Here is a 25,051-nt window from a genome sequence, read left to right on the forward strand (position 1 = left end):
AAAAAACTGAGTTCCGCGCCTCACTGCAAAGATGCGTCATAAAATGTGTGTTGTATGGTGGCGCATCGAGCCTCCTATACAAAGACATGTCAGCGCGATGCGTCTCCATCACCACGACACTCTTCAGCTTCCCATCAAGGCCACTCACAACCATGCCTCCGGGTTGCCATCGATTGCGAAAAATTAAGCTTTTCCCATATCACGTTTATAATACCCTATCTTGTAACTCGCTGGGGAAAGCACAAAAAACAGGCCCAGGATCACACCCGATCCGTGTTTCTTCGAGTGAAGGCGGCACTAAGCGATTGTCAGAAATTGAGGCGCAGGACGTGAGGATACTTTCGATTACCATTCACGCGACCGTGCAGCACATCTGTAACTGACCCTCAGCCATGATGAAAATCGCCTTTCCTTATATCGCGCAGCCTCACCAGACACTGCACTCCCTGCCCATCGCCATGGAGATCGCTTCTCGACATGCCGACACAGAGGTGCATGTCGCCTGTACGACAGAGGCGCATCTGGATTATGCCAAGACACTCAGTGCGCTTTACCCTCAGGCACGGGCACGCTTCGATCTTCTGAAAATGCCCGAGATGCTCCGACGGCGTATCGAGCATTCCGGTCCGGGCGTTCTGGGCAAAATGGCCAGCCTTTTTTTCAACCGTGATTATTTCTCACGCTTCGAAGCGATTGTCGTGCCAGAGCGTACCTCGCTCTATCTGCGTCGAATGGGCATTCGCAAGCCGAGGTTGATCTGGACCCGCCACGGTGCGGGAGATCGAGCGATCGGTTTCGCGCGAGACGTCAAAGAGTTCGATTTCGTGCTGCTTTCGGGCAAGAAGATTGAAGAACGGCTTTTGTCACAAGGCGCGATCAGCCCCGGGCGCTATTATCGCGGCTCCTATGCAAAATTCGATATCGTCAGAAAAATGGCGCGGGCACGCCCTGCCCTGTTCGACAACGACAAGCCGATCGTTCTCTACAACCCGCATTTTTCATCGAAGCTGTCGTCATGGCCGCTTATGGGCGAGCAAATTCTTCAGTATTTTGCTAATCAGGACAAATACAATCTCATCTTTGCCCCCCATTATCGCTTGTTCGACAAGCACAGACAGGAAGGGGAGCAACTCGTCGCCCGCTTTGCTCATCACGATCATCTTCTGATCGATCCCGGCAGCCCGCGTAGCATCGACATGACCTATACCATGGCGGCCGATCTCTATCTGGGCGACGTAAGTTCTCAGGTCGCAGAGTTTCTTGTCCGCCCCCGGCCTTGCGTCTTCCTCAACGCACACCACGTTTCATGGCAATCTGACAGAAACTACCATTTCTGGAATCTCGGTCAGGTGCTCGATAACGCTGACACATTGCCATTGGCACTGAATGCTGCTGTGACAAAACATGACGATTTCCTTGAGGCGCAACGGCAATATATACTAGAGACCTTCGAATTCACCGATGATGGCCCGACTGCCCCTGGGGCCGCCGATGCCATTGTCGATTATCTTCGCAACGCAGCCTAACCCATTACGCGTGGACCAGACCGGGATCTTCCCGCCCCCGGATCCATGACAGATTGAAAAGCAGAGCAGACTCATCCCTATGACGCCTAACCAAACGCCCGTTCCTACTGCATCGAACCAGAAGCGCCGTCATGGTGACTTTCCGACGTTCAGCGCTGCTCTGGACTACGCGGCCCAGGGAACGGCGGGGTTCAACATCTATAATGGGCGTGGCCAGCTGCTCGAAGCGCTCTCCTATCGGCTTCTGCGTGAGCAGGCCCTCGAGACGGCGCGTCGGTTGCTCGGGACAGGCCTCTGTGTTGGCGATCGTGTCGCCATTGTTGCGGAAAGTGACGGCGATTTCGCCCGCATTTTCTTCGGATGTCAGTATGCAGGGCTCGTCCCCGCGCCACTGCCGCTTCCCATCGCCTTTGGTGGCCGCGAAGCCTATATTTCCACGCTGCGAGGCATGGTCTCGTCCTCTGCGCCCGCGCCGTCGTCGTTCCCGAACTGATCGGATCCTGGACAGCCGATATCGTCGAGGGGCTGAATCTGGCCTTTGGCGGCTCCCCTGCTGAATTGCTGGCGCTTGCCCCGTCCGAACAGACGCTGCCGACGATTGGCGCCGAAGACCTGTCCTATCTGCAGTTCTCATCAGGCAGCACCCGCTTCCCGATGGGCGTTGCCGTAACGCAATCTGCGGGCATGGCCAATGCACGCGCCATCGCACGCAACGGGCTGAAGGTCAGGGAAACCGGCGACCGCTGCGTCTCGTGGCTGCCGCTCTACCACGACATGGGTCTTGTCGGGTTCTTCCTGACCCCCATGACCTGTCAGTTGACGGTGGATCTGCTACCAACACGTGAATTTGCCCGCCGCCCGCATGTCTGGCTCGATCTGATCAGTCGCAATCGCGGTACGATCGCCTATAGTCCTTCATTCGGCTACGAGCTTTGCGCCCGTCGCCCGGTTTCGGGTGACCTCGACCTTTCCTGCTGGCGGATCGCTGGCATCGGTGGCGATATGATCCGCCACCACATTCTTGAAACCTTCTCGGAACGCTTCGCCGCGTACGGTTTCGATGGCCGCGCTTTCGTCGCCAGCTATGGAATGGCAGAAGCCACGCTCGCGATCAGCTTCGCTCCACTCGATACCGGCATCGTGACCGACACAATCGACCTCCGCAAGCTCGAGACAGAGGGCGTCGCCCATCCGTCCAATGATCCGTCTCATGCCCTGCGTACTTTCGTTCTGTGTGGCGTCGCCCTGCCTGAGCACGACGCGCAGGTGCGCAATGCAGACGGCGCATTGATGCCGGAACGCCATGTAGGCATGGTCTACGTGCATGGACCGAGCCTTATGCGTGGCTATTTCGGTCGCGAGGCCGAAACCGCAGAAGTGCTGGACGACAAGGGTTGGCTGAACACCGGCGATCTCGGCTACATGCTGGACGGTCAGGTGGTCATCACAGGTCGCGCCAAGGATCTGATCATCATCAATGGTCGCAACATCTGGCCGCAGGATCTCGAATGGTCTGCGGAACATGAAATCGCGACGCTACGCTCGCGCGATGTGGCCGTGTTTGCAGTTGAAGAAGCCGAAGGTGAACGCGTCGTCGCACTGGTGCAGTGCCGCGCCACCACTGACGAAGATCGCACCAGATTGCGTGAGGAGACCACGGGTCTGTTCCGCCGCCAGCATGGCATAGAGGTCGACGTCATACTCGTGCCGCCCCATACCCTGCCTCAGACCTCTTCGGGCAAACTGACCCGCGCCCGCGCCAAGGCGATGCTTCTGGCAGGTCAGTTCGAAACCAGCCGTACCGCAGCCTGATGTCCAAGGAAGGAAAGGCGATGACGATGCGTTTCCTCCCCTTTCTTTCCGACGACGCCCTCACGTGGCGTGATCGAGAGATCGCCCTCTGGCCACGGGGCCCGCGCTGTCGCATAAGACCCATCATCACAGGGTGCCTCGCGCCCTAACGCCTCTACTCGGAGACCTTGAAATGGCCGATACGGTCGCCTCCATCGCCTCGATGATCATCGACAAATTGCTCGCCAATCCCAAAGTCCCCCGCGACATCACCGGTGAAAGCAAGATTGTGGAAGATCTCGCCTTCGACTCTCTCGCCGTCATGAACTTCGTGATGGAGATTGAAGACGAACTCGATGTCTCCGTGCCGCTCGACAAGCTGGCTGATATTCGCACGATCGACGATCTTGCCGTCTGCCTCGCTTCCCTCAAGGCCGGCAGCGCCTCGTGACCGATATTTTCGCCAAGTATGCGGGGCTCAAGGCTGCAGCGGCCGGACTGACGGCACATTCCCCGCGCAACCCGTTCGGGGTCGTGATCGATCACCCTGTTTCGGCCACGGTCGGTCTGATCGAGGGGCGTGAGACCCTTCTTTTCGGGACGAACAACTATCTTGGTCTCAGCCAGTCTACGGCCGCTGCCGAGGCGGCCATCGAGACTGTGCGTCGGGAAGGCGTCGGCACGACGGGGTCACGCATCGCCAATGGCACCTACGCGCTTCACCGCAAGCTTGAAACGCGTCTGGCAGAAGTCTTTCGTCGCCGTCACTGCATGATCTTCTCAACGGGCTACCAGGCCAATCTCGGGGCGATTTCGGCGCTAGCGGCAAGGACGACGTGCTGCTTCTCGATGCTGACAGCCATGCCAGCATTTATGACGCGAGCCGCCTTGGCTATGCACAGGTCATCCGCTTCCGCCATAACGATCCGGCCGATCTTGATCGCCGCCTGTCGCGGTTGAAAGATCACCAGGGCGCCAAGCTGGTCGTGGTCGAAGGCATCTATTCCATGACCGGCAATGTCGCGCCGATGCGAGAGTTTGCCGAGGTCAAGAAAAAGCATGGGGCTTATCTCCTTGCCGACGAGGCTCATTCTTTCGGCGTTCTGGGCGAAAACGGTCGCGGCGTCGCCGAGCGCGATGGATGTGAAGACGATGTCGATTTCGTCGTTGGCACGTTTTCGAAGAGCCTCGGCACAGTTGGCGGCTATTGCGTATCCAATCTCGATGGGCTCGAGCTGATCCGTCTTTGCTCTCGCCCGTATATGTTCACTGCGTCACTGCCCCCGGAAATCATCGCCGCGACTTTGGCCGCGCTTGACGAGATGCTCGCGCGCCCCGAACTGCGTACGCAGCTCTACGCCAATGCCAAGCAGCTCAATCATGGTTTGCACGCACTGGGTCTGAAGACCAGCGCTCATGTCAGCCCGGTTGTGGCCGTGACCCTCGAAACCGTCGAGCAGGCGCTCGCTTTCTGGAATCGTCTGCTGGAACTCGGCGTTTATGTCAATCTGTCGCTCCCCCCGGCAACCCCTGACGAACATCCGCTTCTGCGCTGCTCGGTCATGGCCGTGCACACGCCCGAGGAAATCGCTCGTGCACTGAGCATCTTCGCTCAGGCGAAGAACGACGTTCTGGGCTAGATCCCGAACTGAACACCATAAAAAAGGCGAGAGGTTCCCTAAACCCTCGCCTTTTTTCATGCTCGTCTTTCAGCCCCGCATGCCGCTGAGGAAGATTTTTCGTGCTCGCCAGAGGAGCCTCGGCAGGCAGATCAGTGGATGACGCGCCTCAAAAGAAGAAAGCCTCAGCACGAAGCCACTATGACGCTCGATTTTCCATGCGAGATAAGCAGCCCCGTTTCGGAACGTAAAAGCCGCCTTGATAAGCCGGGCGACGTTACGCCAACGCCCACGGTGCGCCATACGATCCCACCGTCGCAAAGCACGCAGGCGCTGAGCTTTGGATAGGCCTGGGGTGAGGCAGCCGTCTTTCTCGTCAAATACGACACCCGCACTTTGCCATGCCGGCCGGGTAAGCGCAGCGTAGCGCGCCGACTGCCCCTGCATGATCACGGAGCCCCGCCCGGATTTTTCAACACGCAATTCGGCTCGATAGCTTCGTCGGAAAAGCGCCTCCCACCACTGCTCGGGACGATGCGCCCCCTCTTCGAGCCGGGCTGCCCAGCCTGCAGCAGTGGTCACGCAGGTGCGGATAATCGAAAGAAGAGAGTCGGCGGCATCGGGGCTTCTCACCCAGACGAGGCGCGCTGGCTGGCAGAACCTCGCCCAGAGTGTGGTGTCAATCGAGCGGGGCGACGCCCCTGCACGGAATTGCTGCAAGGTCAGGAGAGCCACTTTCGCCCGCAGCAACTGTCCGTCAATCTCATGCTCTGCATAAAAAAACGTTCGGAGGCAGAAGGCGGTTGCCCAGAAGGGCCAGCGGCGACGCCGGCCAGTCTGAAAAGCGTTCAAGCACAATATAGAAATCAAACAGTCCTTCCGGATCGAACTGTCGCAGACCTGAGCCGTAGAAAAGCACGCCGAGCGGCCGGGTGATGCCCAGAATTTGCGTGACCAAGGCGTGAAGCCGGGGATCGACCGGTGTCGTCAACTCGCTGATCAGGATGTGATCGAGCGCGAAATCGGCTTCAGTCATGCACGAACCCGAATTCAGGCCCCTCGGAGAGGACGATGCGATTATCGGCACCTGGCGAGAAACATTCGCCATCAAGCACGAAATCGCCCTGACAGGTCAGGATAAGTTCCTTGGCCTTGCCGCTCGTATAATCGGGACTTTCTCTCAACCAGGCTGGCGCCCGACCGCGAAGCAGCGCCCAGGTCGCCTGCATCAGCTTTCCGGGGTGATCGGCGACGCGTAGATAATACAGCCCGCCCGCTTTCACCTTGCCGGCATTCCAGAATGGCCAGATGCCAAGATTGAGCTTTTGCAATGCTGTGGAGAGAAAAAGGAAGCTCTGACCATCGACCAGCGTGGCGCCCTCGCTTTCAAGCGTGAGCCGATCCCCTGCCAGCCAGGTCTCGCGCTGACGACGCCACAACAGGCTGCCGAAAGCTCCGATCAGAGTCGCCGCGACAGCGAGATTATGCGGCGCATAGCGCAACACATGAGGCGAGTGTGCGATAGCAATAGCGCGCGCATAGCCCGAACTGCCCTGAAACATGCCCAGGCGAGATTCATACTCACCCTCAGGCCAGGAAATCTTGAGCGGGCGCCGCTTCGTGCGTGGCAGAACCCCGCTGTTACGATAGAGAAGCTGAAGCGTCTCGATGCCACGCTTGGAAAAACCGATATCCTGCGCAATCAGATTGGTATTGCCCGAAGGGAAAATCGCGATGTCGGGCAAGCTGTCAGCTGGATAGATACGCGCAATAGCGGTCATGACATCGCTGACCGTGCCGTCTCCACCATTGATGGCGATGAGCGGCACATTGCGCCGCGCCAGTTCAGTCACCATTTCCTGCATCTCGTCATGAGACGAGGGCACCAGAAACCCGTCGCCCAGAAGGTCACTCGCTTGGCGTGCGAATTTTCTGCCATCCCGTCGGTTCTTGCGACTGCGTGGGTTATGGATCAGGGCTAGGCGCACGGCAGTATCATTTATGTTACGGTAATCCCTTCAGCCCGGCGGATCATCTGGGGTCCGCCTTGCGCGGCGCCATAGCATGACTTAGGCAGCGGGACCAGAAACCGATTGGTCATTTTTAACTTTTGCCGTTACCGGCCTGTGACCTGTCGTAAGGAAGAGAAAGGTCGATGACTCCAACAGAAACCCCCTCCTTGGTTCTGGCGCATCTCTCCGACGTGCATCTTCCTCCCCCTGCTCCCCTGCCTTCATGGCCTCATTTCACGAACAAGCGCGCCCTCAGCGTGGCCTCGTGGAAGCGCCATCGCGTGCATCATCATCTGCCCGCCCTCTCGGATGCTGTGCGCGACGATATGCAGGCCGCCCGACCTGATCTGATCCTCAACACGGGCGATCTGACGAATTTCGGCCTGCGCGAGGAGTTTTCAAACGCGGCCTCGTGGCTCGGAACCATGAAGGCTCCCTGCCTCGTCGTCCCAGGCAATCACGACGCCATGGTGCGCGAACCGTGGCAGGAAACCACCGCCCAATGGTCTGACTGGATGGAAAACAGTGCCGAAGGGGCATTTCCCTATCTGCGCGAAGAAGGCGATCTCGCCATTATCGGCGTCAACAGTGCCGTACCGACCCCACCCTTCATGGCCTGCGGACATGTCGGTGCAGCGCAGCGGGTGCGCTTGGCCACGCTTCTGGACGCGACACGCGACCGATGCCGCGTCATCATGATCCATCATCCCCCACGCACTGGCCTCGTGCCCTGGCGCAAATCGCTGCTCGATCTCAAGGCTGTCGCCGACATCATTGCGCAACACGGTGCTGCCATGGTGCTGCATGGCCATTCACATGACGCTACGCTTTCCACGATACCGGGCACGTCCATTCCTCTCATCGGCGTGCCCTCGGCCTCTTTGCAATCTGCGAAACCCTGGCGCCATAGTGGCTGGAACCGGATCGCGATTGCGCGCCATGATGCCGGTTGGGAGATCGACCTGACGACACGTCAATTCACGCAAGAAACAGGATGGCGATGCAGTCGACATCGTAACTGGCTCATACGCGACGGGCAGGGCTGATGCGTCTCCCCCATTTTCCGACTCTGGACCGCTATCTTCTGGCCCAGCTACTCCCGCCCTTCATCGTCTCTCTGGCCGCCGTGCTGGCAGCCCTTCTGCTGGAGCGCCTGCTCGTCCTGTTCGACGATCTAGCCGCAGAGGGTAGCTCTCTTGCCACGTTCGTCTCACTGCTGACGGACCTGCTCCCGCATTATCTCGGCCTGGCGCTGCCTGCTGCCCTTTGTGTCAGTGTTTTTCTGATCATCCGGCGGATGAGCGACAATAACGAGATCGATGCTCTCATGGCGAGCGGCGTCTCGCTGCTGCGTATCGCCCGACCCTATATGTGGTCGGGCGTTGTCCTGGGGCTCGGCAGTATCCTGCTCTATGGCTATATCCAGCCCGTCGCACGCTATGATTTCCGGTCCGGCTTCTATTATGCTGCCCATTCTGGCTGGGCGCCCCATCTTCAGGCAGGCATGTTCGCCACGACGTCTGGAGATTCGATGCTCACTGCCGATCGCGTTTCACGCAACGGCACTGTGCTGCATGAGGTCTTTATCCGACAGCGTGAACCCGACGGCGCGGTTCGGATCATCACCGCGCATCGCGGGCTGATCACGGCCGTGCCCTCTCTCAAGCAGACACGCCTCGATCTATGGGATGGCGTGATCGTCTACGATCCGCGCGACGAAAGCAACAAGGCCAACCAGACCCGTTTCGAGCATAGCATGCGCACTTTCGATCAGAGCCATGATACGGCGGTCTTCCGCTCACGCGGGATCGACGAGCGCGAACTGACCCTGGTCGAGCTGGCGACCCGGCTCGAAGCCTCTCATCAATCAGATGCCTCAACCGGTGAGGGGGTCATCACACGATCGAGCCTGCGTGCCGAACTTGATTTCCGCCTGGCGCGCGCGCTCGCCATTCCCTTTATCCCGCCCCTGGCGGTTGCGCTGGCCATAGGCGCCAAACGACGTCGCCCGATCATGGGGCTCATCGCACTGGCTATCGTTCTCGTCGGCTTCGATCATACGCTGCAATTCGGCCACGGTCTGATCGCGACAGGCCGGATGAAGGGTTTCTACGCGATCTGGCTGCCTGAAATCCTGTTCTGTACGATCTGTATGGCGTCCATTTTCAGGCGCTCGCGCGGGTCGTGGCGCCGACGCCAGGCAATCCCTCTCAAGAAAGCAGCGCGCGCATCATGAGCGAACCCCAGGCATCCCGCTCGGTGCTGCGCACCCATCTGACGCGATCCTTTCTAAGCCGCACACTGATTTGCGGGGCTATCCTGGTTTCCATGATGGAAATTCTGGGCCTGCTCGAAATGACCACCCCTATTCTGGAGCGTCATCTCGGAGCAATGGGCTTGGTGCGCTATGCCCTGCTCAGACTACCGAGCCTCGCTTTTCAGACACTCCCTCTCAGCACGCTGATCGGCGCGCTCTTTCTGCTCATGCAGATGACGCTCAACAGCGAGACGGCGAGCCTGCGCGCCGCCGGGCTGTCGACACGGCGCCTGCTTGTCCTGCTCCTGCCCTCGATCGGGATTATCAGCCTGGTCGGAATCGCAATGCAGGAGATCGTCGCTCCCCAGGCCGAGCTGGCTCTTGCCAAATGGTGGAACAAGACCGATCCCCATGCCGCAGGCAGCGGCCATGGGTTCTGGTTTCATGCAGCGGGTGACGTCGTGCATATCGACAGCTTCAGCGAGGGCGGGCGGCGTATCTCGAAAGTGGCAGTCTATCATCGCGTCAAGGGCGGCGATCTGATCGCCGCCGATACGGCACCGGAACTGGTCTATGACCTGCGAACCGGCTGGCAGGCCACTCATGTGCGTAGCCTTACGCTCAGAAGCAACCGTGTCGATATCGATCAGCACAAGGATGTCACGCTTCTGCCGGCAAGCCTGACGCCCGATACGCTGATCCAGCTTTCGCAGAATTATCCGGTACTTTCCTTCTGGTCACTCTGGAACATCCTGCATCGCGGCGGGGCATCGAGCCTGCCAAGGCGACCTATCGCATGGCGCTTTTCGCGCCCTTCACCCTGCCTGTTTCACTCTGCGCGATGCTTTTCCTCGCCCTGCCGGTGATCTATATTCCTCCCCGCACGGTACGCGCAGCCTTCTGCCGATTGCGGCGCTGGCTGCCGGTTTTGGTTTCATCGTGCTGCAAGGCCTGATACAGGCACTGGGCAATGCAGGAACCCTGCCCGCGTTAATTGCCGTCACGGCGCCTCCCGCCCTGGCATTCCTCCTCGGAGGGGCATGGATTGTGAAGATGGAAGAAAAATGAGCACTTCTAATCCTGAACAGGCCGAAGGCTTCTGGAAGGCCTTCTGGAATGCCCGGAAGAACCAGGGCTCCCTTCGTACCGGCAGAAGTTTCGATCTCGGCAAGATGAGCCTGCCTCATCTCTGGATGGCCTATCTCACCTACCCGACCATCCTGTTCTATTTTGCCCTGATCCTGATTTCCGTCGGGGCCTCGATTGCGCTCTCTCCCCGTCTCATGCCCACGCTGGTTACCGCGGTTCTTGTTGTGGCGATCTATCCTTTCGCCTGGTACGCTATCCACCGCTTCATTCTTCATGGCCGTTGGCTCTATCGCAATCCGATCACGGCCTCGCTCTGGAAGCGCGTGCATTTCGACCATCATCAGGATCCTCATCTGCTTGATGTGCTGTTTGGCTCGCCACTGAACACCGTTCCGACGATCGCGATCATCGTCATGCCTATCGGGTGGGGCATCGGCGGAACCAGTACGGCTTTTGCCGCGCTGGCGACGGGTCTCGTGATGACCTGCATCTACGAGTTTTTCCATTGCATCCAGCATCTGGCCTACAAGCCGCGCTGGGCTTGGGTGGCCAAGATCAAGCAATTGCACGTGTTGCATCATTTTCATGACGAAGACGGCAATTACGGCATCACGAATTACGCTGCCGACCGACTGTTCGGCAGCTTCTACAAGGATGCCCGCGCCCGCGCCCGCAGCGCCCATGTATTCGATCTCGGCTACGATATAAACGAGGCGCAGCGTTATCCCTGGGTGATGAAGCGCACAGGTGCACCGCCCAAGCAACGGCCTGACGGTGCGAGAAGCGGCAGCAGCACACGGTGAGTCTTCCCGTTCTGGTTCTTGCCGGGTCGCGCGATGGCGCCCAGGACCCGTTGGCTCGCATCGGAGGGGTCGCCCATAAAGCGCTTCTCCCGGTTGCTGGCCGTCCCATGATCGACCGTGTGCTTGAGACGCTCTCGACCACGCCGGGTCTTGGCCCTGCCTATATCAGCATTGAAACACCCGAAGCCCTCGACGCGCTCGACAGGGCATTTACCTGCGTGCCAACGGCCAAAGGCCCGAGCGGCAGTGTCGCCCTTGCACTCGACCGGATCGGCACGCCACTCCTGATAACAACAGCCGATCACCCGCTTCTACAGCCTCTCTGGATCACTGAATTCCTCCGGGACGCTGAAGCGTCGGACTGTGATCTTGCCGTCGGTGTTGCCCTGCGACCCGTCATAGAGCGTGATGTGGAGGGGACAAAGCGCACCTATATTCCATTAAGCGACATGAGTTTTTCGGGCTGCAACCTGTTCCTGCTGCGCACACCTCGCGCCCGCGATGTGATCGAGCTATGGCAAAAGCTCGAACGCGATCGCAAACACCCTCTGAAAATGGCACGTACGCTCGGCTTCGGTACCCTGCTGCGCGCCCTGTTCAGACGCCTCGACAGCACCTCGCTCACGTCACGCATTCGCGCCCTGACCGGCGCGCGGGTCAGTCTCGTCCCCATCGCTCACGGACGTGCGGCAGTCGATGTCGACAAGCCTCAGGATCTGACCCTGGTGGAAAAGCTGCTGGCTGAAACCCCATGAAAATCGCTTATGTGATCAACTCGGTCGAAGGCGGCGGCGCCGCCCTTCCCGTGCCCGCCATCACGCAGGTCATGCGTGAAAACGGCCATGAGGTGATCGTGCTCGCCCTGACGCGTCGTGACGGGCGCGCCATCAAGCCCATGCTCCAGGCTGGCCTGACGGTGCATGTGCGTGAAGGAAGCAGGACGGATCATTTGGCGGCTCTGCTCTGGCTCAATCGGGAAATCGGTGAGCAGAAGCCCGATCTCATCTGGACCTCGCTCACGCGGGCCACCCTTCTCGGTCAGCTGGTCGGATTGCGTCGCCGTCTGCCGGTGGTGAGCTGGCAGCACTCGGCCCGCCTCAAACCGGCAAATGCCAAATTGCTGCGCCTGATGCGCAGCCTTTCCCGCCTCTGGATCGCGGACTCGACCTGCGTCGAACAGGAAACCGAACGCAAGCTGGGGCTGAGCGTCGACAAGCTGACCTGCTGGCCGATCTTTCGCGCCAGTGAGAGCTTCCCAGTCGCGGTTCCCTGGTCAGAAGCCGCGCCGATCCGTATAGGCAGTCTTGGACGACTGCATCCGGTCAAGGGATATGACACGCTCTGCGAAGCCGTGCGCCTGCTGGGCAAGATCGGCAACCTGCCGGAATACGAAATCCATATCGCCGGTGAGGGTGAGGAGCGCGATCGTCTCGCGGCCCTGATCGCTCGCGACAAACTGCCGATCGTTCTCGACGGTTATAACGCCGAACCAAGACAATTTCTGTCGACGCTCCAGATATACGTGCAACCCTCCCATTGGGAGGGGCTATGCCTCGCAGCGCATGAGGCCCTGCTCTGCGGTGTGCCGGTGATCGCCTCTGAAGCAGGAGAGTTGCCGCATACGATCACCGCGGCCTGCGGACGCATCGTACCGCCCAAAGACCCTGAAGCCCTGGCGCTCGCTCTCGCAGACCTGCTGCGCCAGCCGCAACGTCTTGCCGCCATGGGCCAGATCGGTCGCCAGCGCGTTCTTTCGCGCTTCGATGCCGCGTCATTCGACCGGCGGGGCAAGGAAATTCTAGCGCGCCTCGAACGAACTCTCTGAGCGCGTCTGGGTCAGGTGGTTTGACAGACGAAAATCCATCTGCGCGAAGACGACCGATGCCACCAGCAGCAGAATCCAGACCATGCGCGGGGCTGCCTGATGCTCGAGATAAGAGGCGACACCAAAAGCAATGACGGCCAGCATGTCGAGCCCGAAATGCACTCGTTCATCGAGATGGCCGCATAAAAACCCGAGCAGGAACAAAACAACGCCGAAAATGGCGCAGCTCAGCGCCTTCTCCCGGCGCATCCAGTCAAAAACAGGCATAACCCGATCGGTCTTGTCGCGTTTGTCAGGCAAGAGTTTCTCCAGACAGGTGAAAGCAGGGTGCGTCCGATGAGTAACCACAAGTGAGCGACAGGCAAAGTTACGAAGAAGACAATGAGCCTCTTACCGGCGCGACGGGCTCATTACTGAGTCTACCGGAAAACCAGTTTGCCATCAGGCGTGCCATGCTCGGCCTGGCGCGCAATCTCAACTGGGCCTGCCTCAACGAATTCTCCCTTCCCGCAGCCGGTCGCCGGGCCGATATCATGGCCCTCACCGCGGGCGGGCAGCTGCATTGCATAGAGATCAAATCGGGGCCGCGCGACTTTCTGACAGACCGCAAGTGGCCGGAATATCGGGACTGGTGCGACCGGCTCTATTTCGCGGTCGATCAGCATTTCCCTCAAACCCTCATCCCGGACGATGTCGGGCTCTTCGTCGCGCATGTGATGGAAAGCCCCTCAACCATCCTGCCGGAATGTGCCATGATCCGGGAAAGCCCGCTTGCCAAGCTGGCGACGGCCCGCAGAAAGACCCTGATGCAGCTTTTCGGCCATAATGCCGCGCTGCGCCTGATGGCTCTGGAAGACCCTGCCATGACAGCGTCTCTCCGTGCGGCTCGACGTGTCGAATAAGGAGTGCCTGCATGACCGATCAACGCCTCATCGCGCAACGCCTGGAGGTTGCCCGCGCCGTCGTCGCCGACGCCGCTGCTATGGCCATGGCAATGAGGCCGCCACCGGGTGGTCCGATCGGCAGCATGAAGGGCATGCAGGACTATGTGACCGAGGCCGATATGGCGGTTGAGGCGCTTGTTTCGAAAAAGATCGAGGCGCTTTTTCCTGAAGATGGCTTCATGGGTGAAGAAGGCGGCCGCCAACGCGAGGGCGGCCTGACCTGGGTAATCGACCCGATCGACGGCACCTCGAACTATGCCCGCGCGCGAGCGGTGGTGCGTCTCGCTCGGCCTGATGGACGGAGCGGTGCCCGTTGCCGGCGTCATTAATGCCCCGGCTCTGGGCGAGATCTACACAGCCCAGCGTGGCGTTGGCGCCTGGCTCAACGGCAGAAAACTCACAGCTTCTCCCGTCACAGACCCCAACAGCGCCATGGTGGAAATGGGCTGGAGTGCCAAGGTTTCACCAGAGACTTATGCCAGCCATGCGAAAGCGTTTCTCGAACTCGGCATCGCGCCGCGCACAGGCGCCTGTGGCGCGCTGGCCCTCGCCGACGTCGCCTCGGGCCGCTGTGACGGCTATCTCGAAATTGCGATCAATCTCTGGGATGTCGCCGCAGCTCTGGTCATGCTCGAAGAAAGCGGAGCACGCGTCTCGCCCTTCCTGCAGGATGGCGGGCTCACCGGATGCATTTCGATTCTGGCCGCAGCACCAGGCGTGGCCCAGCCAATTGCCCGGGCAGCAGGCCTACGCCTGGGCTGATTCACGACGGCTCCGCAACACGGCAACCATTCTCGCGCCATAATTTCCCGTCAGGTCTGGCCTTTCCCATTCCTTGACGGCTCACGATACGAGGCCCTTATCCCATGGTTTCTTTTCCCCGCCGACTCGTTGCCTCAACGGTGCTTCTGGCTACAGGTCTGACGGCCCTTCCTGCCATGGCCACCTCGACGCAACAGGCTCTGGTCGACCGCGCGACGCTCGCCGTTCAGGATATCTTTCAGGGCACAACGCCCAATTCACGCGCCCAGCGCTATCTAGCCAAGGCGCGCGCCGTCATGGTGTGCCCTTCGGTCTTTCGCATGTCGATCGTCTTCGGGGGCGCTGGCGGTGGCTGCCTTCTGCTCTCGCGTGATGCGCGTGGCTCGTGGTCCGACCCGGCTTTCTACACGCTCAGCTCTGCCTCGATGGGACTCCAGCTTGGCGTCGAAAGCTCGGAGCTGATGTTCTTCGTCATGTCCGATCGCGGCCTCCAGGCCCTGCTCGACAGCCAGTTCAAGTTCAGCGCAGGGGCTTCGGCGTCATTCGCCAATATGGGCAGCGGCATCGAAAGCGGGTCTGCCGGTGCATCGAATACCGATATTCTCGCCCTTCAGAAATCCTCCGGCCTGTTCGCCGGGGCGTCCCTCGGCGGCTCCAAGCTGACCATCGATAGTGGCGCCAATCGCGCCTTCTACAACCAGCCCGTCGGGCCCGAAGATATCGTCATTTCGATGCGTGTGAACAATACGGGCGCCGATCCGCTGCGCCGCGTGCTGATGCAGGTCGTGCAGCAGCAAAGCGCCACGCCCGCCCAGCCTGCCGTAACCGGCACGGCACTCACCCTTCGGGCGGCACGGTGGGCAACAGCCCCTATCCGTCGAATTATGACAGCAGCAAATCATTCACCAGCCAATCGCATGGCGCGGTGAAAAGCGAGTCGCTCTCCGCTCCGAAATAAGGGGCCAGAGGCAGGGCGGATTCTGCGCCGCCCTGCGTAGCTTCAGGGATGGTGGGGGCTTGGGATTTCCCTGACCGGGGCATTGCGCCCAGCCTTAAGCACCTTCAAGGCATCAACGCGTTGATTATGCTCATGCAGATCCCGGGAAAATCCGTGCTTTCCGGTGCCGTCTGCAACGAAATACAGCATGTCGCCGGTGGCAGGATGCGCGACGGCGTTCAGTGCGGCGAGACCGGGAGAACAGATCGGCCCTGGCGGGAGCGCTGCAATGTCATAGGTATTATGTGGGCCCGCCATGTGCAGCTCGTCATGGGTAACCGGATGATCGAGCACACCCAGGCCGGCGCTCAGATCATAGATGGCGGTCGGGTCGGATTGCAGCTTCATGCCAAGCGACAGACGATTCAGAAATACGCGTGCACTTGCGGCCGTTCGGCATCATCACCTGTCTCACGCTCGACGATAGAAGCCAGAATCAGCAAATCCTGCGGCGTCTTCAATACGGGGTCAGGATCGCGTCCGGCCCAGACATGCGCGAGTGTCTGGGTCATCAGGGTTTCGAGGCGATGCACGATCTGCGTGCGCGATGCCCCACGCTCATACGCGATTGTCTGCGGAAGCAAGGTTCCTTCTGCGATTACGGGCATGGAGCCGGAAAGCAGTGGATCCTGAGCGATCAGCGTCGCTATCTGCCGGGCTGTGCGCCCCTCTGGAATGGTCAGGTGGTGGCTGACCGGACTGCCATGACGCAGGACACCGAGAACGTCCAGCGCCGAGGCGCCTGAGGCGAAATGCAGTTCGGCAGCATGGAGCGCACCGTCAGATTTCGTCAGCCTGGCAAGAATTCGAAACCCGAGACCAGCCAGCTCGCCGTCCGGTATGATACCGGCATCGGCCAGATCATTGGTGATCGTGACAGTGCTGCCGTGAGGCACGACATGATCGACAGAATTCTGGAGAGGGCCGGGGCGCTGGGCAAAATGCCAGAGCGCCGCCGTACTACCTGCCCCAGCGAGGACAAGGAACAAAAAAAAAGCAAGAAAGACGCGCTTCATGCCCGCCCTTTCATGGCTTCATGGCGTGGATCAGACGCCCTTGACGATCAGGCTGGCATTGGTACCGCCAAAGCCGAAGCTGTTGGAGAGCGCAATGTTGATCTTGCGCTGCTGGGCTTCATGCGCCACGCGGTCGATCACGCTCTCGCGGGCCGGATTATCGAGGTTGAGTGTCGGTGGCGCGACATTGTCGCGAATTGCCAGCATGGAGAACATGGCTTCGACCGATCCCGCAGCGCCAAGAAGGTGGCCCGTGGCGGATTTGGTGGAAGACATCGCCACATGCTTCGCATCGTCGCCGAAAAGACGCTCGACAGCGTCGAGTTCGAGATCGTCGGCCATGGTCGACGTGCCATGCGCGTTGACATAATCGATATCGGCCGGGGTGATGCCAGCCGAGCGCAGCGCTGCCGTCATGGCGCGGAATGCGCTTCATGGCCCTCTGCCGGTGCCGTGATATGGTGCGCGTCGCCCGACAGACCATAACCGATGATCTCGCCATAGATCTTCGCGCCACGCGCTTTCGCGTGCTCGTATTCTTCAAGCACGACAATCCCCGAGCCTTCGCCCATGACAAAGCCGTCACGATCGCGATCCCAGGGGCGCGATGCCTTCTCAGGTGTGTCGTTGAAGCCGGTGGAAAGGGCGCGGGCCGAGGAGAACCCGGCGATACCCAGCGGGCAGACAGCCGCCTCGGCACCGCCTGCGATCATGACATCAGCGTCGCCGAGCATGATGAGACGCGTTGCGTCGCCGATGGCATGCACGCCTGTTGCACAGGCAGTCACGGCCGAATGATTAGGGCCTTTGAAACCATAGCGAATCGAAACATGCCCTGAGATCAGGTTGATCAGAGCCGAGGGGATGAAAAATGGCGAGAGGCGACGGGCCTTGCCGCTCGCAACCGTCAGCGACGCATCATAGATCGTCTGCAGACCACCGATGCCCGAGCCGATCATCACGCCTGTGGCGCAGCGGTCTTCTTCAGTCTCCGGCTTCCAGCCTGAATCCTCGACGGCCTGGATGGCAGCCGCCATGCCGAGATGGATGAAACGATCCATCTTCTTCTGGTCCTTCGCCGGAACCCAATCCGAGAGCGTCAGACCGCCTTCTGCCGTCGGGCCTTCGGGCACCTCACCCGCCACATGGGCCGGGAGATCGCTCGGGTCGAAGCAGGAGATGCGGCCGATGCCCGTCTGACCGGCGATCAGGCGCTGCCAGGTCTGGTCGACGCCCACCGCCAGTGGCGTGACAAGCCCCATACCGGTGACGACAACGCGTCTTTCTTTCATTGCCGATAGGTTTGCCATCATGGGCGGACGAAGCTCCAGTCATAAAGGCCAGCTCCCCGGCGGGCTGCCATGAGGGAGCGGCTGTAAATCTCGTCGTATGTCCCGGCTCCGCTGATTGGGGGAGCCGGAGAAAGATCATTGCATCGAGCCGGATGGCCCGATGCAGCCGGATCAGGCGGCCTTCTGCTTTTCGATGTAGTCGATGGCGTCCTTGACGGTCGCGATCTTCTCGGCTGCATCTTCAGGAATTTCGACGCTGAAGGCTTCTTCGAAGGCCATGACCAGCTCGACCGTGTCGAGGCTGTCGGCGCCGAGATCGTCGATGAAGGAAGCGTCAGGGGTCACCTTGCTCTCTTCAACGCCGAGATGCTCAACAACGATTTTCTTAACCTTATCGGCGATTTCGCTCATCTGTTCTGGCTTCCTGTGTGCCTTATTCGGGCGGTTCGAATCTGTTTTACCATCCGTCTGGTCGCCCAGTCGGTCCCCGTCTTTACTCCAGAGGCGGCGTTTACTGCCAGTGCTCTGAATCGCGGACCGAAGTTCGGACCCCGGCGGGCTCAAGCGCCCACGCTTCGGACGAAGCAGCGGGCGCTTAGCATGGTTTTACCTCACACGCCAAGCTTTGCGTGCGTAGTAAGCTTTTGCCCTCAGGGCATGGCCATCCCGCCATTGACGTTCATGGTCATGCCGGTCACCCAGCCAGCCTCTTCCGAGGCGAGATAGACGACGGCTGCAGCAATATCTTCGGGCTTGCCCATGCGGCCCAGAGGGATGGAGCCCAGCAGCTTGTCGCGCTGTGCATCGGGCAGCACGGCGGTCATGGCCGTTTCGACGAAGCCCGGCGCGATCACGTTGACCGTCACACCGCGAGAACCAACTTCCTGTGCCAATGACTTGGTCATGCCGATCATGCCTGCCTTGGCCGCAGAATAATTGGCCTGACCGCCATTGCCGGTCACACCAACGATCGAGGCGATGTTGATGATGCGCCCGCCGCGACGACGCAACATGCCCTTGAGGGCGGCACGACACAGTCGGAATGGCGATTCCAGATCGACGGTCATGACCTGCGACCAGTCTTCATCCTTCATGCGGATGATCAGGCCATCGCGCGTCAGTCCGGCATTATTGACGAGAATATCGAGCGGCTTGCCCAGCAGCGTCTCGGCCTTGCCAACCAGCGCGTCAGCTTCCTCACCGCTGGAGAGATTGGCAGCGCAGACATACACGCGCTCGCGAAGGCTTGCTGCCACCTCGGCTAGAGCCGATTCACGCGTGCCGGAAAGCACCAGCTCGGCGCCCTGGGCGTGAAGGGCGCGCGCAATAGCGGCACCCAAACCGCCCGAAGCGCCCGTTACGAGCGCCGTCTTGCCTTGCAGATGGAACATCGTTGTTTTCTCCAGGTTTCAGAGGTCGCTAAGCAGCGCCTCGATTTCTTCCGGGGTGCCCGCATTGCGCGCCGTCATTTCAGGCACGATGCGGCGCACCAGCCCTGTCAGCACCTTGCCTGCACCCAACTCGATTTGAGAGGTTACGCCCATGGCTGCCATCGCCAGAACGCTTTCACGCCAGCGCACCGAACCCGTCACCTGCTGCACGAGCAGCTCAGCAATGCGTGTAGCGTCGGTGTTTTTGCCTGCCGTGACATTGGTGATGACCGGGATGACAGGTACCCTTATTTCGGCGCGATCCAGAGCCTCGGCCATCCTCTCGGCGGCGGACTTCATCAGTGACGAATGGAAAGGGGCAGAAACCGGCAGCAGCACGGCGCGCTTCACGCCTTTGGCCTTCGCCAGAACGATGGCCCGCTCGATGGCCGACAGACGCCCCGAAATCACGATTTGACCGCCACCATTATCATTGGCGAGTTCGATCGTCTCATGAACGGTCTCCTCACCCTCTATTTCGAGGCATGCAGCTTCGCGGCAGATTTCCTGAGCCAGTTCAGCCTCGACACCGAGCAGGGCCGCCATACCGCCCTCTCCTGCCGGAACGGCTTCCTGCATGGCAAGACCGCGCAGACGCAGCAGGCGTGCGGTCTGGGCAATACCCAGTGCACCCGAAGCCGCCAGGGCGGAATATTCGCCGAGGGAATGGCCGGCCACGACCGTCGCCTTGTCAGCCAAGGCAAAACCGCCTTCTGTTTCAAGCACACGCACAGTCGCAAGCGAGACAGCCATCAACGCGGGTTGCGCGTTTTCGGTGCGTGTCAACACGGCCGCGTCACCTGTGAAAATCAGCTTCGACAGATGTTCGCCGAGCGCGTCATCGACTTCCTGAAATACTTCACGCGCGGCAGGAAACGCTTCGTAAAGCCCCTGCCCCATTCCGACAGACTGGCTGCCCTGGCCCGGAAACACGAATGCATGCACTGACATCAGTTCTTTCTCACCCTAAGCTTTGAGCAATTCCGGGTGGGGTGATGGCGGAGGCAATGCATCGCTGTCAAATCGTTACTTCCGTTCGAGCGCGCCATGAAGCGGAAAAGGCAGGTTCATGACGATGCGAACAAACGGTTTGCTGGCCTTGAAAACTGCATCATGCGGATAATCCTGCGGTCGAAAAGCGAAGGGATACGGTGCCTCCCCCCTGTTATCGACCAGTTGATGCGTCGTATCGCCCTCAACCACCTCGAACCGGCTGCCTGGGGCGACCTCGACCGTGAGCTTATGGGTATCAGGCAAAAGCAGGGCGATCAGAAAACCGCCTTCATCCTCGACACAGCGATCAAGCAGGGTCAGCCAGTGTTTTGCTTCGCTTTGGGTGAAGCGCATCGGATCTGCAGGCGCGACGGTAAAGAAAAATCCGACACTCAGTGTCTCTCCTGTGCGCAGCCGAGCATAGAGCGGGGGGTTCGCTTCCCATAACCTTGCGTTTCGCGGAAAGATGATCTCGTTACCGGGCTCTGGAATGAGCCGGATGGTCTTGTCCCCATCGCGGAGCATGAGCCAGCATTATAGCCGGGACGCTCACCAGGCTGAAGCGTCGCCTGCAGATGCAAGGTGAGTCCGCTACGGTCAGCGGCAGGAAAGGAATCAAAGCGTCTGAACACGCGCTCCAGTCGTTGATAGCGCTTCGAAAGAATCACCGCTCCCTGCTCGGTAACCTCGATCGTCTCCCCCGGCGCCTCGCGGTGCGACTGGGCCAAGGCTCTTTCCTGAGCCGCACAGAGGATCATGCCGGACACAGCACCAACGAGTAGTGTACGTTTCATCATTCCATCTTCTGCAAGACCACAAGCACCTGAGGCACACGGGTCGGATCATCCAGAAATTCGATAACTCTGAACAGATGCCCCCATTTCTGGACGATATATCGCGCGGAATAATCGCCTCGCCATAATGCGCGCCCGGATGTGGGCGCCTGACAGGCGTTGCATGCAAGAACCGCCCGGCATCATACCGGGCATTGGCACGCGCCTCGTCCGTAAAACTGTCAGCACACGCTTCGTACCACCCATGCTCCAACCTTATGCCCGATGCACGGCGCAGACGCTGCTCGGCACAGAACGCTATGAACCGTCTGCTCTGGGTCGTGATGACCGCAAGGCCACCGGGACGCAGAAGTCTGTGAAACTCATTGATCCATAATCCCGCGATGAATTCATCCAGATGGGAAAATACTGAAAACGAAACGATCAGGTCGAACGAACCGGCCGTGATCATGGTCGGGGGCGCAAGCCCCGTCTGAAGAAACCCGAGCGCCGGGTTGCAACGGCGTGCCTCCATCAGAAAGCGCGATGTCGAATCGATCCCGAAAAGATGTTCGGGCCGGATATCTTTCATGAAGATACGAAGAATACGCCCCCACCCACAGCCGAAATCGAGCAGCCTTGTCTCTGCGCTGAGCGGCCTGCCCGCATAGCGGCAATAGGCCTTGATCTCACGAAAAAACATGAAGGCTTCGTGAAGCGACACTTCGCCCGAATGACCGTGAACCTCACTCTGAAAAGACGGGTCAGGAAAAGCCGGCATCCTGACGCCCTCGATCTCGGGCAACTTAAGAGAGGCGACAAGTATCTGCAACCACGCTTCGTCGCTGCAATGCCTGAATTTCTCGTATAGATCTGACGCTTCTGGATAAGAAGACATGCACTACCCGCAAAAATACCGAATGCGCTGCCTATACTATATTCTGTAGATTTATGAAAACTTCATCGATCATAAAGTGTATTTATTGGAAGTACCGGCGCCAATCACGCGTTTTCGGCCGTCTCCATCAGCCTCAGCAGAGGCGTAGGGCAGAAATATCTGTTTCATTGCCCCTGCGGGACAGACAAGACCTCACCGACCGCCCTATTAGCGGCTCCTGCCCGGAACATGCGCTGAACCGGGCAGAGCCAGCTTATCGTGCCACCAGACGCCCGCGCTGCCAGGCCTCGGCGGCCTCTTCAGGGTCCATGTTATCGACCTGGATCGCGTATTCGAGGGCGCTCATCACCTTGTTGCCCAGCGTCATCTCGGACAGCTCGTCCAGCATGTCCTGATCAGCGCAGGCGGCGACGGCCTCACGAACGAGAAGCGCGGCCTCCATCTCCTCCGAAAAGCGCGGATCGCTCACCGGCTGAAACGCCTCGTCATAAAAAAGCGCGTGGGGCTGGGCCAGAAACACCATGAACCTCCTGCCCGCATCGCGTGCGCCCTGCACGGTCTCGAAAAGGCTTCGTCTTCACACAGCGTCGGGGCCAGACCGGAGAGGGCTGGCGTCTGAGCAAGCGCCTCCTGCACTCTCGCCGCATCGGAGCGGGCAACGAACACCGTTTCCAGAACATCGCCCGACAGCTCATCCAGTGAAGAGACTGCGCCATAGCTGCCCCAACAGTAATAGGGGCGATAGATCGTGCCTAGAACGCGCATGCCATGCTGAACCAGATCGGCATCGCGCGGCAGCCAGGCCGAAACCAGAAGATCGATGGCCCCCTCTTCGAGCAGGGCAGGCAACTCACCCCGATCGGCGTCGACGAACTCGACCTCTACCTCATGGGCATCGAGGACGCGTGCGACCGCGCTCGCACAGCCAGCATGCAGGGCGTTACGCAGATAGCCCAGAGAGATCGTGGTCATGGCGCATCCTTCAGCAAACGAAAATCAGGCAATTTGCCTGTGTTCGATCACTTCAGGGCAGGAATGGCAAGAGGATAGTCCGGCTTTGACGCTTTTGTCGGCCCTCCCTGCCATCAACCCTTTCTACAGACGCGTCTGGATCCCGCTCAATTGCTCTGTGCCTGACGCAGCGGCAGGGTGAAGACCGCATCGCACCCCGTTTCGGGGTAGCTCACGATCGCCGAGCCCTGATGCCCGAACCCGGCCTGAAGCAATCGCGAGCCAAAGCCGGTCGAACGAGGGGCAGTAACGGGCGGCCCCCCTTCCTCCTGCCAGTGCAGCGTCAGATTTCTACGCGCCTCTTCAGCCTCGATCGTCCAGACGAGACTTACACGACCCGTCTCGGCGCTGAGTGCCCCATACTTGGCCGCATTGGTTCCGAGTTCATGCAACATCAGACCGAGCGTGGTCGCCGTATTGGGTCCAAGCGAGACAGAGACGCCCTCCAGATGAAAGCGTTCGATTGGCGCGATACGCGCCAGAACCTCACGGGCAAGCGTTTCGAGATCGCCACTTTTCCAAGCCTGACGCATCAACAGGTCATGCGCAGAGCCCAGCGCCACGAGGCGTTTTTCGAAGGCCTTCACCGCATCACGATTATCGACCCCGCGCAGGCTCTGATTGGCCAGAGCCTGAACCAGGGCAAGTGTGTTCTTGAGGCGATGAGCCAGTTCCTGATGCATTGTCTGCTGGTGGGCGCGCGCCTCAAGAGACGCCGCCGCAGCCTGGGCACGGTCGGATACAGCGCGCAGAAACGCCAGTTCCTGATCGGTCCAGTCCCGCGGCGAGCAGCACTGAACGTAGAGACAATGCGTCAGGCGTCCCTGACTCATGATCGGCATCAAGAGCTGCGACCTGACCTGATCCTCGGAACCGTGATCTCGCGCATAGCAAGGCAACCAGACATTCTCATGCGCTTCGCGCACCGAAAGCAGCAACCCTTGTTCCAGCACATGCAAAGCCACACCGTAGGCGGAGCGATCATAAATCCCCGCAGCCCCGGTCAGGTGATTACCGTGCCAGTCCTGCACGACGCGAAAATGCGCCTCGTCACCAGCCTCGAACAGGGCCCAGCCTGCCCGATCGGCGCCAAGAGCATCGGCCAACGCAGATGCAGCAGCATGATACGCCTCTGTTGGGGTGTCGACCTTGCGCAGGGCATCACCAAGAATGACCATGGCAGAGAGACGATTGGTCGCCACTCTGTCGCGCGTTATATCTTCAAGCGTGCCGATCAGGCGCCAGGGCCTCCCTCTTTCGTCGGCCTCGATCTCAGCCCTTCGCCTCACCCAGATTCTGGTATGGTCGGTCAGGCTCTGGATCGCAAAATCCGTCTCGGCGAACTGGATCTCATCGCTAGAGCCTTCGGCAAAATGCACCAAGTCAGTATCCGGCACCGGCATGCAGCTCTGAAAGAGCTCAATCGGACATTGCGTGCCGGTCGAGACCCCTGTCAGGCGCATCAACTCGGCGGAGAGCGATATGAGGTTGCTCCCAAACCTGATCTCAAACGTGCCGATCCCGGGCAGATCCTCGATAGAGGGGAGTACCGATGGCACTTCCTCCCGTCGTGCATGCACGACAGCCGGGACAGACGCTGAGCCGTCCTCATCCGGCCTCGCCAGGACGAGGGTGATCTGTCGAATCACCGCTTCGAGACCGTCCCTGAAAGCCACCGTATCAGGGTCGAGAACACCATAAGTCAGAAAGCAAAGCGTGCCTGCTGCCGACTGCCCAACGAGCGACACAGGCACCCGTGTCTGAAAAGCATAACGCCAGGGCACTTGAGCCAGCTCGCCCAGCGGGGGCAATACTTCCTGCACAAAACGTTGCTTGGGCGCACTGATCGGCACCGAAAGAGGCTCGGGGAGCGGACCATAACTGGCTACCACATTTTGCTGATTACCATCGGGCAAAGCAATATAGGCAGCAGGTGCCCGCGCCATCGCAGCCGCAACCGTCAGAAGGTCGTGGAGATCGTGCTGGCGCCTCATAAGACGCCAGACTTGCAGA

General features: G+C 59.9%; 23 protein-coding genes and 5 pseudogenes. 14 read left to right on the forward strand and 14 right to left on the reverse strand.

The features are described from left to right. Window positions 1-395 precede the first annotated feature (395 nt). The 4 genes and pseudogenes from JCM25414_RS06550 (at window position 396) to spt (ending at window position 4,957) form a co-directional block, all read left to right on the forward strand. A complete protein-coding gene (locus tag JCM25414_RS06550; protein ID WP_025841108.1) occupies window positions 396-1,526 on the forward strand; it encodes a CDP-glycerol glycerophosphotransferase family protein in 1,131 nt (376 codons plus the stop codon). A gap of 79 nt (window positions 1,527-1,605) precedes the next feature. Continuing rightward, window positions 1,606-3,338: pseudogene (locus JCM25414_RS17875) on the forward strand (fatty acyl-AMP ligase). 172 nt (window positions 3,339-3,510) lie between these two features. After that, a complete protein-coding gene (locus tag JCM25414_RS06560) occupies window positions 3,511-3,768 on the forward strand; it encodes an acyl carrier protein (protein ID WP_025841109.1) in 258 nt (85 codons plus the stop codon). After that, window positions 3,765-4,957 (forward strand): annotated as a pseudogene (gene spt, locus JCM25414_RS17880) (serine palmitoyltransferase). The gene JCM25414_RS06560 and the pseudogene spt overlap by 4 nt, the downstream one beginning before the upstream one ends. A 69-nt stretch (window positions 4,958-5,026) precedes the next feature. Here spt and JCM25414_RS17885 read toward each other — a convergent pair. From JCM25414_RS17885 to JCM25414_RS06575, 3 genes are read right to left on the reverse strand one after another with little or no spacing between them, the layout of a single operon-like run. Further along, window positions 5,027-5,686, reverse strand: a complete 660-nt coding sequence (locus tag JCM25414_RS17885; protein ID WP_369346012.1) for a hypothetical protein — start codon at window positions 5,684-5,686, stop codon at window positions 5,027-5,029. 13 nt (window positions 5,687-5,699) lie between these two features. Further along, window positions 5,700-5,972: a hypothetical protein gene (locus JCM25414_RS26520; RefSeq protein ID WP_369346013.1), complete on the reverse strand. Its 273-nt coding sequence runs from the start codon at window positions 5,970-5,972 to the stop codon at window positions 5,700-5,702. Beyond that, window positions 5,965-6,924, reverse strand: a complete 960-nt coding sequence (locus tag JCM25414_RS06575; RefSeq protein WP_025841110.1) for a diacylglycerol/lipid kinase family protein — start codon at window positions 6,922-6,924, stop codon at window positions 5,965-5,967. Before JCM25414_RS06575 ends, JCM25414_RS26520 begins: the two co-directional genes overlap by 8 nt. 167 nt (window positions 6,925-7,091) lie before the next feature. On the opposite strand from JCM25414_RS06575, the gene JCM25414_RS06580 reads away from it, so the two are divergent. The 7 genes from JCM25414_RS06580 (at window position 7,092) to JCM25414_RS06605 (ending at window position 12,922) form a co-directional block, all read left to right on the forward strand. Continuing rightward, window positions 7,092-7,994: a metallophosphoesterase family protein gene (locus JCM25414_RS06580; RefSeq protein ID WP_081775820.1), complete on the forward strand. Its 903-nt coding sequence runs from the start codon at window positions 7,092-7,094 to the stop codon at window positions 7,992-7,994. Continuing rightward, complete coding sequence (locus tag JCM25414_RS06585; RefSeq protein ID WP_035442828.1) at window positions 7,994-9,184, forward strand: LptF/LptG family permease; 1,191 nt, start codon at window positions 7,994-7,996, stop codon at window positions 9,182-9,184. Before JCM25414_RS06580 ends, JCM25414_RS06585 begins: the two co-directional genes overlap by 1 nt. Next, window positions 9,181-10,071: an LptF/LptG family permease gene (locus JCM25414_RS17890; protein WP_051535731.1), complete on the forward strand. Its 891-nt coding sequence runs from the start codon at window positions 9,181-9,183 to the stop codon at window positions 10,069-10,071. The genes JCM25414_RS06585 and JCM25414_RS17890 overlap by 4 nt, the downstream gene beginning before the upstream one ends. After that, entirely contained in the window at window positions 10,040-10,273 is a 234-nt protein-coding gene (locus JCM25414_RS26985; RefSeq protein ID WP_408734879.1) for an LptF/LptG family permease, read from the forward strand. Before JCM25414_RS17890 ends, JCM25414_RS26985 begins: the two co-directional genes overlap by 32 nt. A 104-nt stretch (window positions 10,274-10,377) precedes the next feature. Then, on the forward strand, window positions 10,378-11,097 hold the full coding sequence (locus JCM25414_RS06595; protein ID WP_242403422.1) for a sterol desaturase family protein: 720 nt from the start codon (window positions 10,378-10,380) through the stop codon (window positions 11,095-11,097). Further along, the gene (locus tag JCM25414_RS06600; RefSeq protein WP_025841114.1) at window positions 11,094-11,852 is read left to right on the forward strand and encodes a nucleotidyltransferase family protein; all 759 of its coding nucleotides are present in this window, start codon (window positions 11,094-11,096) and stop codon (window positions 11,850-11,852) included. Before JCM25414_RS06595 ends, JCM25414_RS06600 begins: the two co-directional genes overlap by 4 nt. Further along, entirely contained in the window at window positions 11,849-12,922 is a 1,074-nt protein-coding gene (locus JCM25414_RS06605; RefSeq protein WP_025841115.1) for a glycosyltransferase family 4 protein, read from the forward strand. The genes JCM25414_RS06600 and JCM25414_RS06605 overlap by 4 nt, the downstream gene beginning before the upstream one ends. Here JCM25414_RS06605 and JCM25414_RS06610 read toward each other — a convergent pair. Further along, complete coding sequence (locus JCM25414_RS06610; protein ID WP_025841116.1) at window positions 12,896-13,222, reverse strand: hypothetical protein; 327 nt, start codon at window positions 13,220-13,222, stop codon at window positions 12,896-12,898. The genes JCM25414_RS06605 and JCM25414_RS06610 overlap by 27 nt on opposite strands. Before the next feature lie 50 nt (window positions 13,223-13,272). On the opposite strand from JCM25414_RS06610, the gene JCM25414_RS06615 reads away from it, so the two are divergent. From JCM25414_RS06615 to JCM25414_RS17900, 3 genes and pseudogenes are all read left to right on the forward strand, one after another. Beyond that, on the forward strand, window positions 13,273-13,824 hold the full coding sequence (locus JCM25414_RS06615) for an MmcB family DNA repair protein (RefSeq protein ID WP_025841117.1): 552 nt from the start codon (window positions 13,273-13,275) through the stop codon (window positions 13,822-13,824). A gap of 11 nt (window positions 13,825-13,835) precedes the next feature. After that, window positions 13,836-14,628: pseudogene (locus JCM25414_RS17895) on the forward strand (inositol monophosphatase family protein). A 104-nt stretch (window positions 14,629-14,732) separates the two neighbouring features. Further along, window positions 14,733-15,557: a lipid-binding SYLF domain-containing protein gene (locus JCM25414_RS17900; protein ID WP_081775821.1), complete on the forward strand. Its 825-nt coding sequence runs from the start codon at window positions 14,733-14,735 to the stop codon at window positions 15,555-15,557. 71 nt (window positions 15,558-15,628) lie between these two features. On the opposite strand, the pseudogene mltG reads toward JCM25414_RS17900, so the two are convergent. The 10 genes and pseudogenes from mltG to JCM25414_RS21530 all read right to left on the reverse strand — a co-directional run bounded on the left by mltG (window position 15,629) and on the right by JCM25414_RS21530 (window position 25,032). Further along, window positions 15,629-16,641 (reverse strand): annotated as a pseudogene (gene mltG / locus JCM25414_RS17905) (endolytic transglycosylase MltG). A 30-nt stretch (window positions 16,642-16,671) separates the two neighbouring features. After that, window positions 16,672-17,903, reverse strand: a pseudogene (fabF, locus tag JCM25414_RS17910) (beta-ketoacyl-ACP synthase II). A gap of 201 nt (window positions 17,904-18,104) precedes the next feature. Beyond that, entirely contained in the window at window positions 18,105-18,344 is a 240-nt protein-coding gene (locus JCM25414_RS06640; RefSeq protein ID WP_023978090.1) for an acyl carrier protein, read from the reverse strand. Window positions 18,345-18,583: 239 nt separating this feature from the next. Then, window positions 18,584-19,324, reverse strand: coding sequence for a 3-oxoacyl-[acyl-carrier-protein] reductase (gene fabG / locus JCM25414_RS06645; protein ID WP_025841118.1), 741 nt, complete (start codon window positions 19,322-19,324; stop codon window positions 18,584-18,586). Window positions 19,325-19,342: 18 nt separating this feature from the next. Continuing rightward, a complete protein-coding gene (gene fabD, locus JCM25414_RS06650; RefSeq protein WP_025841119.1) occupies window positions 19,343-20,314 on the reverse strand; it encodes an ACP S-malonyltransferase in 972 nt (323 codons plus the stop codon). Window positions 20,315-20,389: 75 nt separating this feature from the next. Beyond that, complete coding sequence (locus tag JCM25414_RS17915) at window positions 20,390-20,881, reverse strand: hypothetical protein (RefSeq protein WP_025841120.1); 492 nt, start codon at window positions 20,879-20,881, stop codon at window positions 20,390-20,392. 90 nt (window positions 20,882-20,971) lie between these two features. Beyond that, window positions 20,972-21,910, reverse strand: a complete 939-nt coding sequence (locus tag JCM25414_RS17920) for a class I SAM-dependent methyltransferase (protein WP_242403409.1) — start codon at window positions 21,908-21,910, stop codon at window positions 20,972-20,974. A 370-nt stretch (window positions 21,911-22,280) separates the two neighbouring features. Continuing rightward, complete coding sequence (locus tag JCM25414_RS22355; RefSeq protein WP_148300978.1) at window positions 22,281-22,550, reverse strand: glycine betaine ABC transporter substrate-binding protein; 270 nt, start codon at window positions 22,548-22,550, stop codon at window positions 22,281-22,283. Beyond that, window positions 22,493-22,999, reverse strand: coding sequence for a type 2 periplasmic-binding domain-containing protein (locus JCM25414_RS17925; RefSeq protein ID WP_081775823.1), 507 nt, complete (start codon window positions 22,997-22,999; stop codon window positions 22,493-22,495). The genes JCM25414_RS22355 and JCM25414_RS17925 overlap by 58 nt, the downstream gene beginning before the upstream one ends. Before the next feature lie 146 nt (window positions 23,000-23,145). Further along, window positions 23,146-25,032 (reverse strand): sensor histidine kinase, encoded by a 1,887-nt coding sequence (locus tag JCM25414_RS21530; RefSeq protein ID WP_025841121.1) that lies wholly within the window; start codon window positions 25,030-25,032, stop codon window positions 23,146-23,148. Window positions 25,033-25,051: the final 19 nt, after the last annotated feature.

This window comes from Asaia platycodi JCM 25414, from assembly GCF_000614545.1.
Classification (GTDB): Bacteria; Pseudomonadota; Alphaproteobacteria; order Acetobacterales; family Acetobacteraceae; genus Asaia; species Asaia platycodi.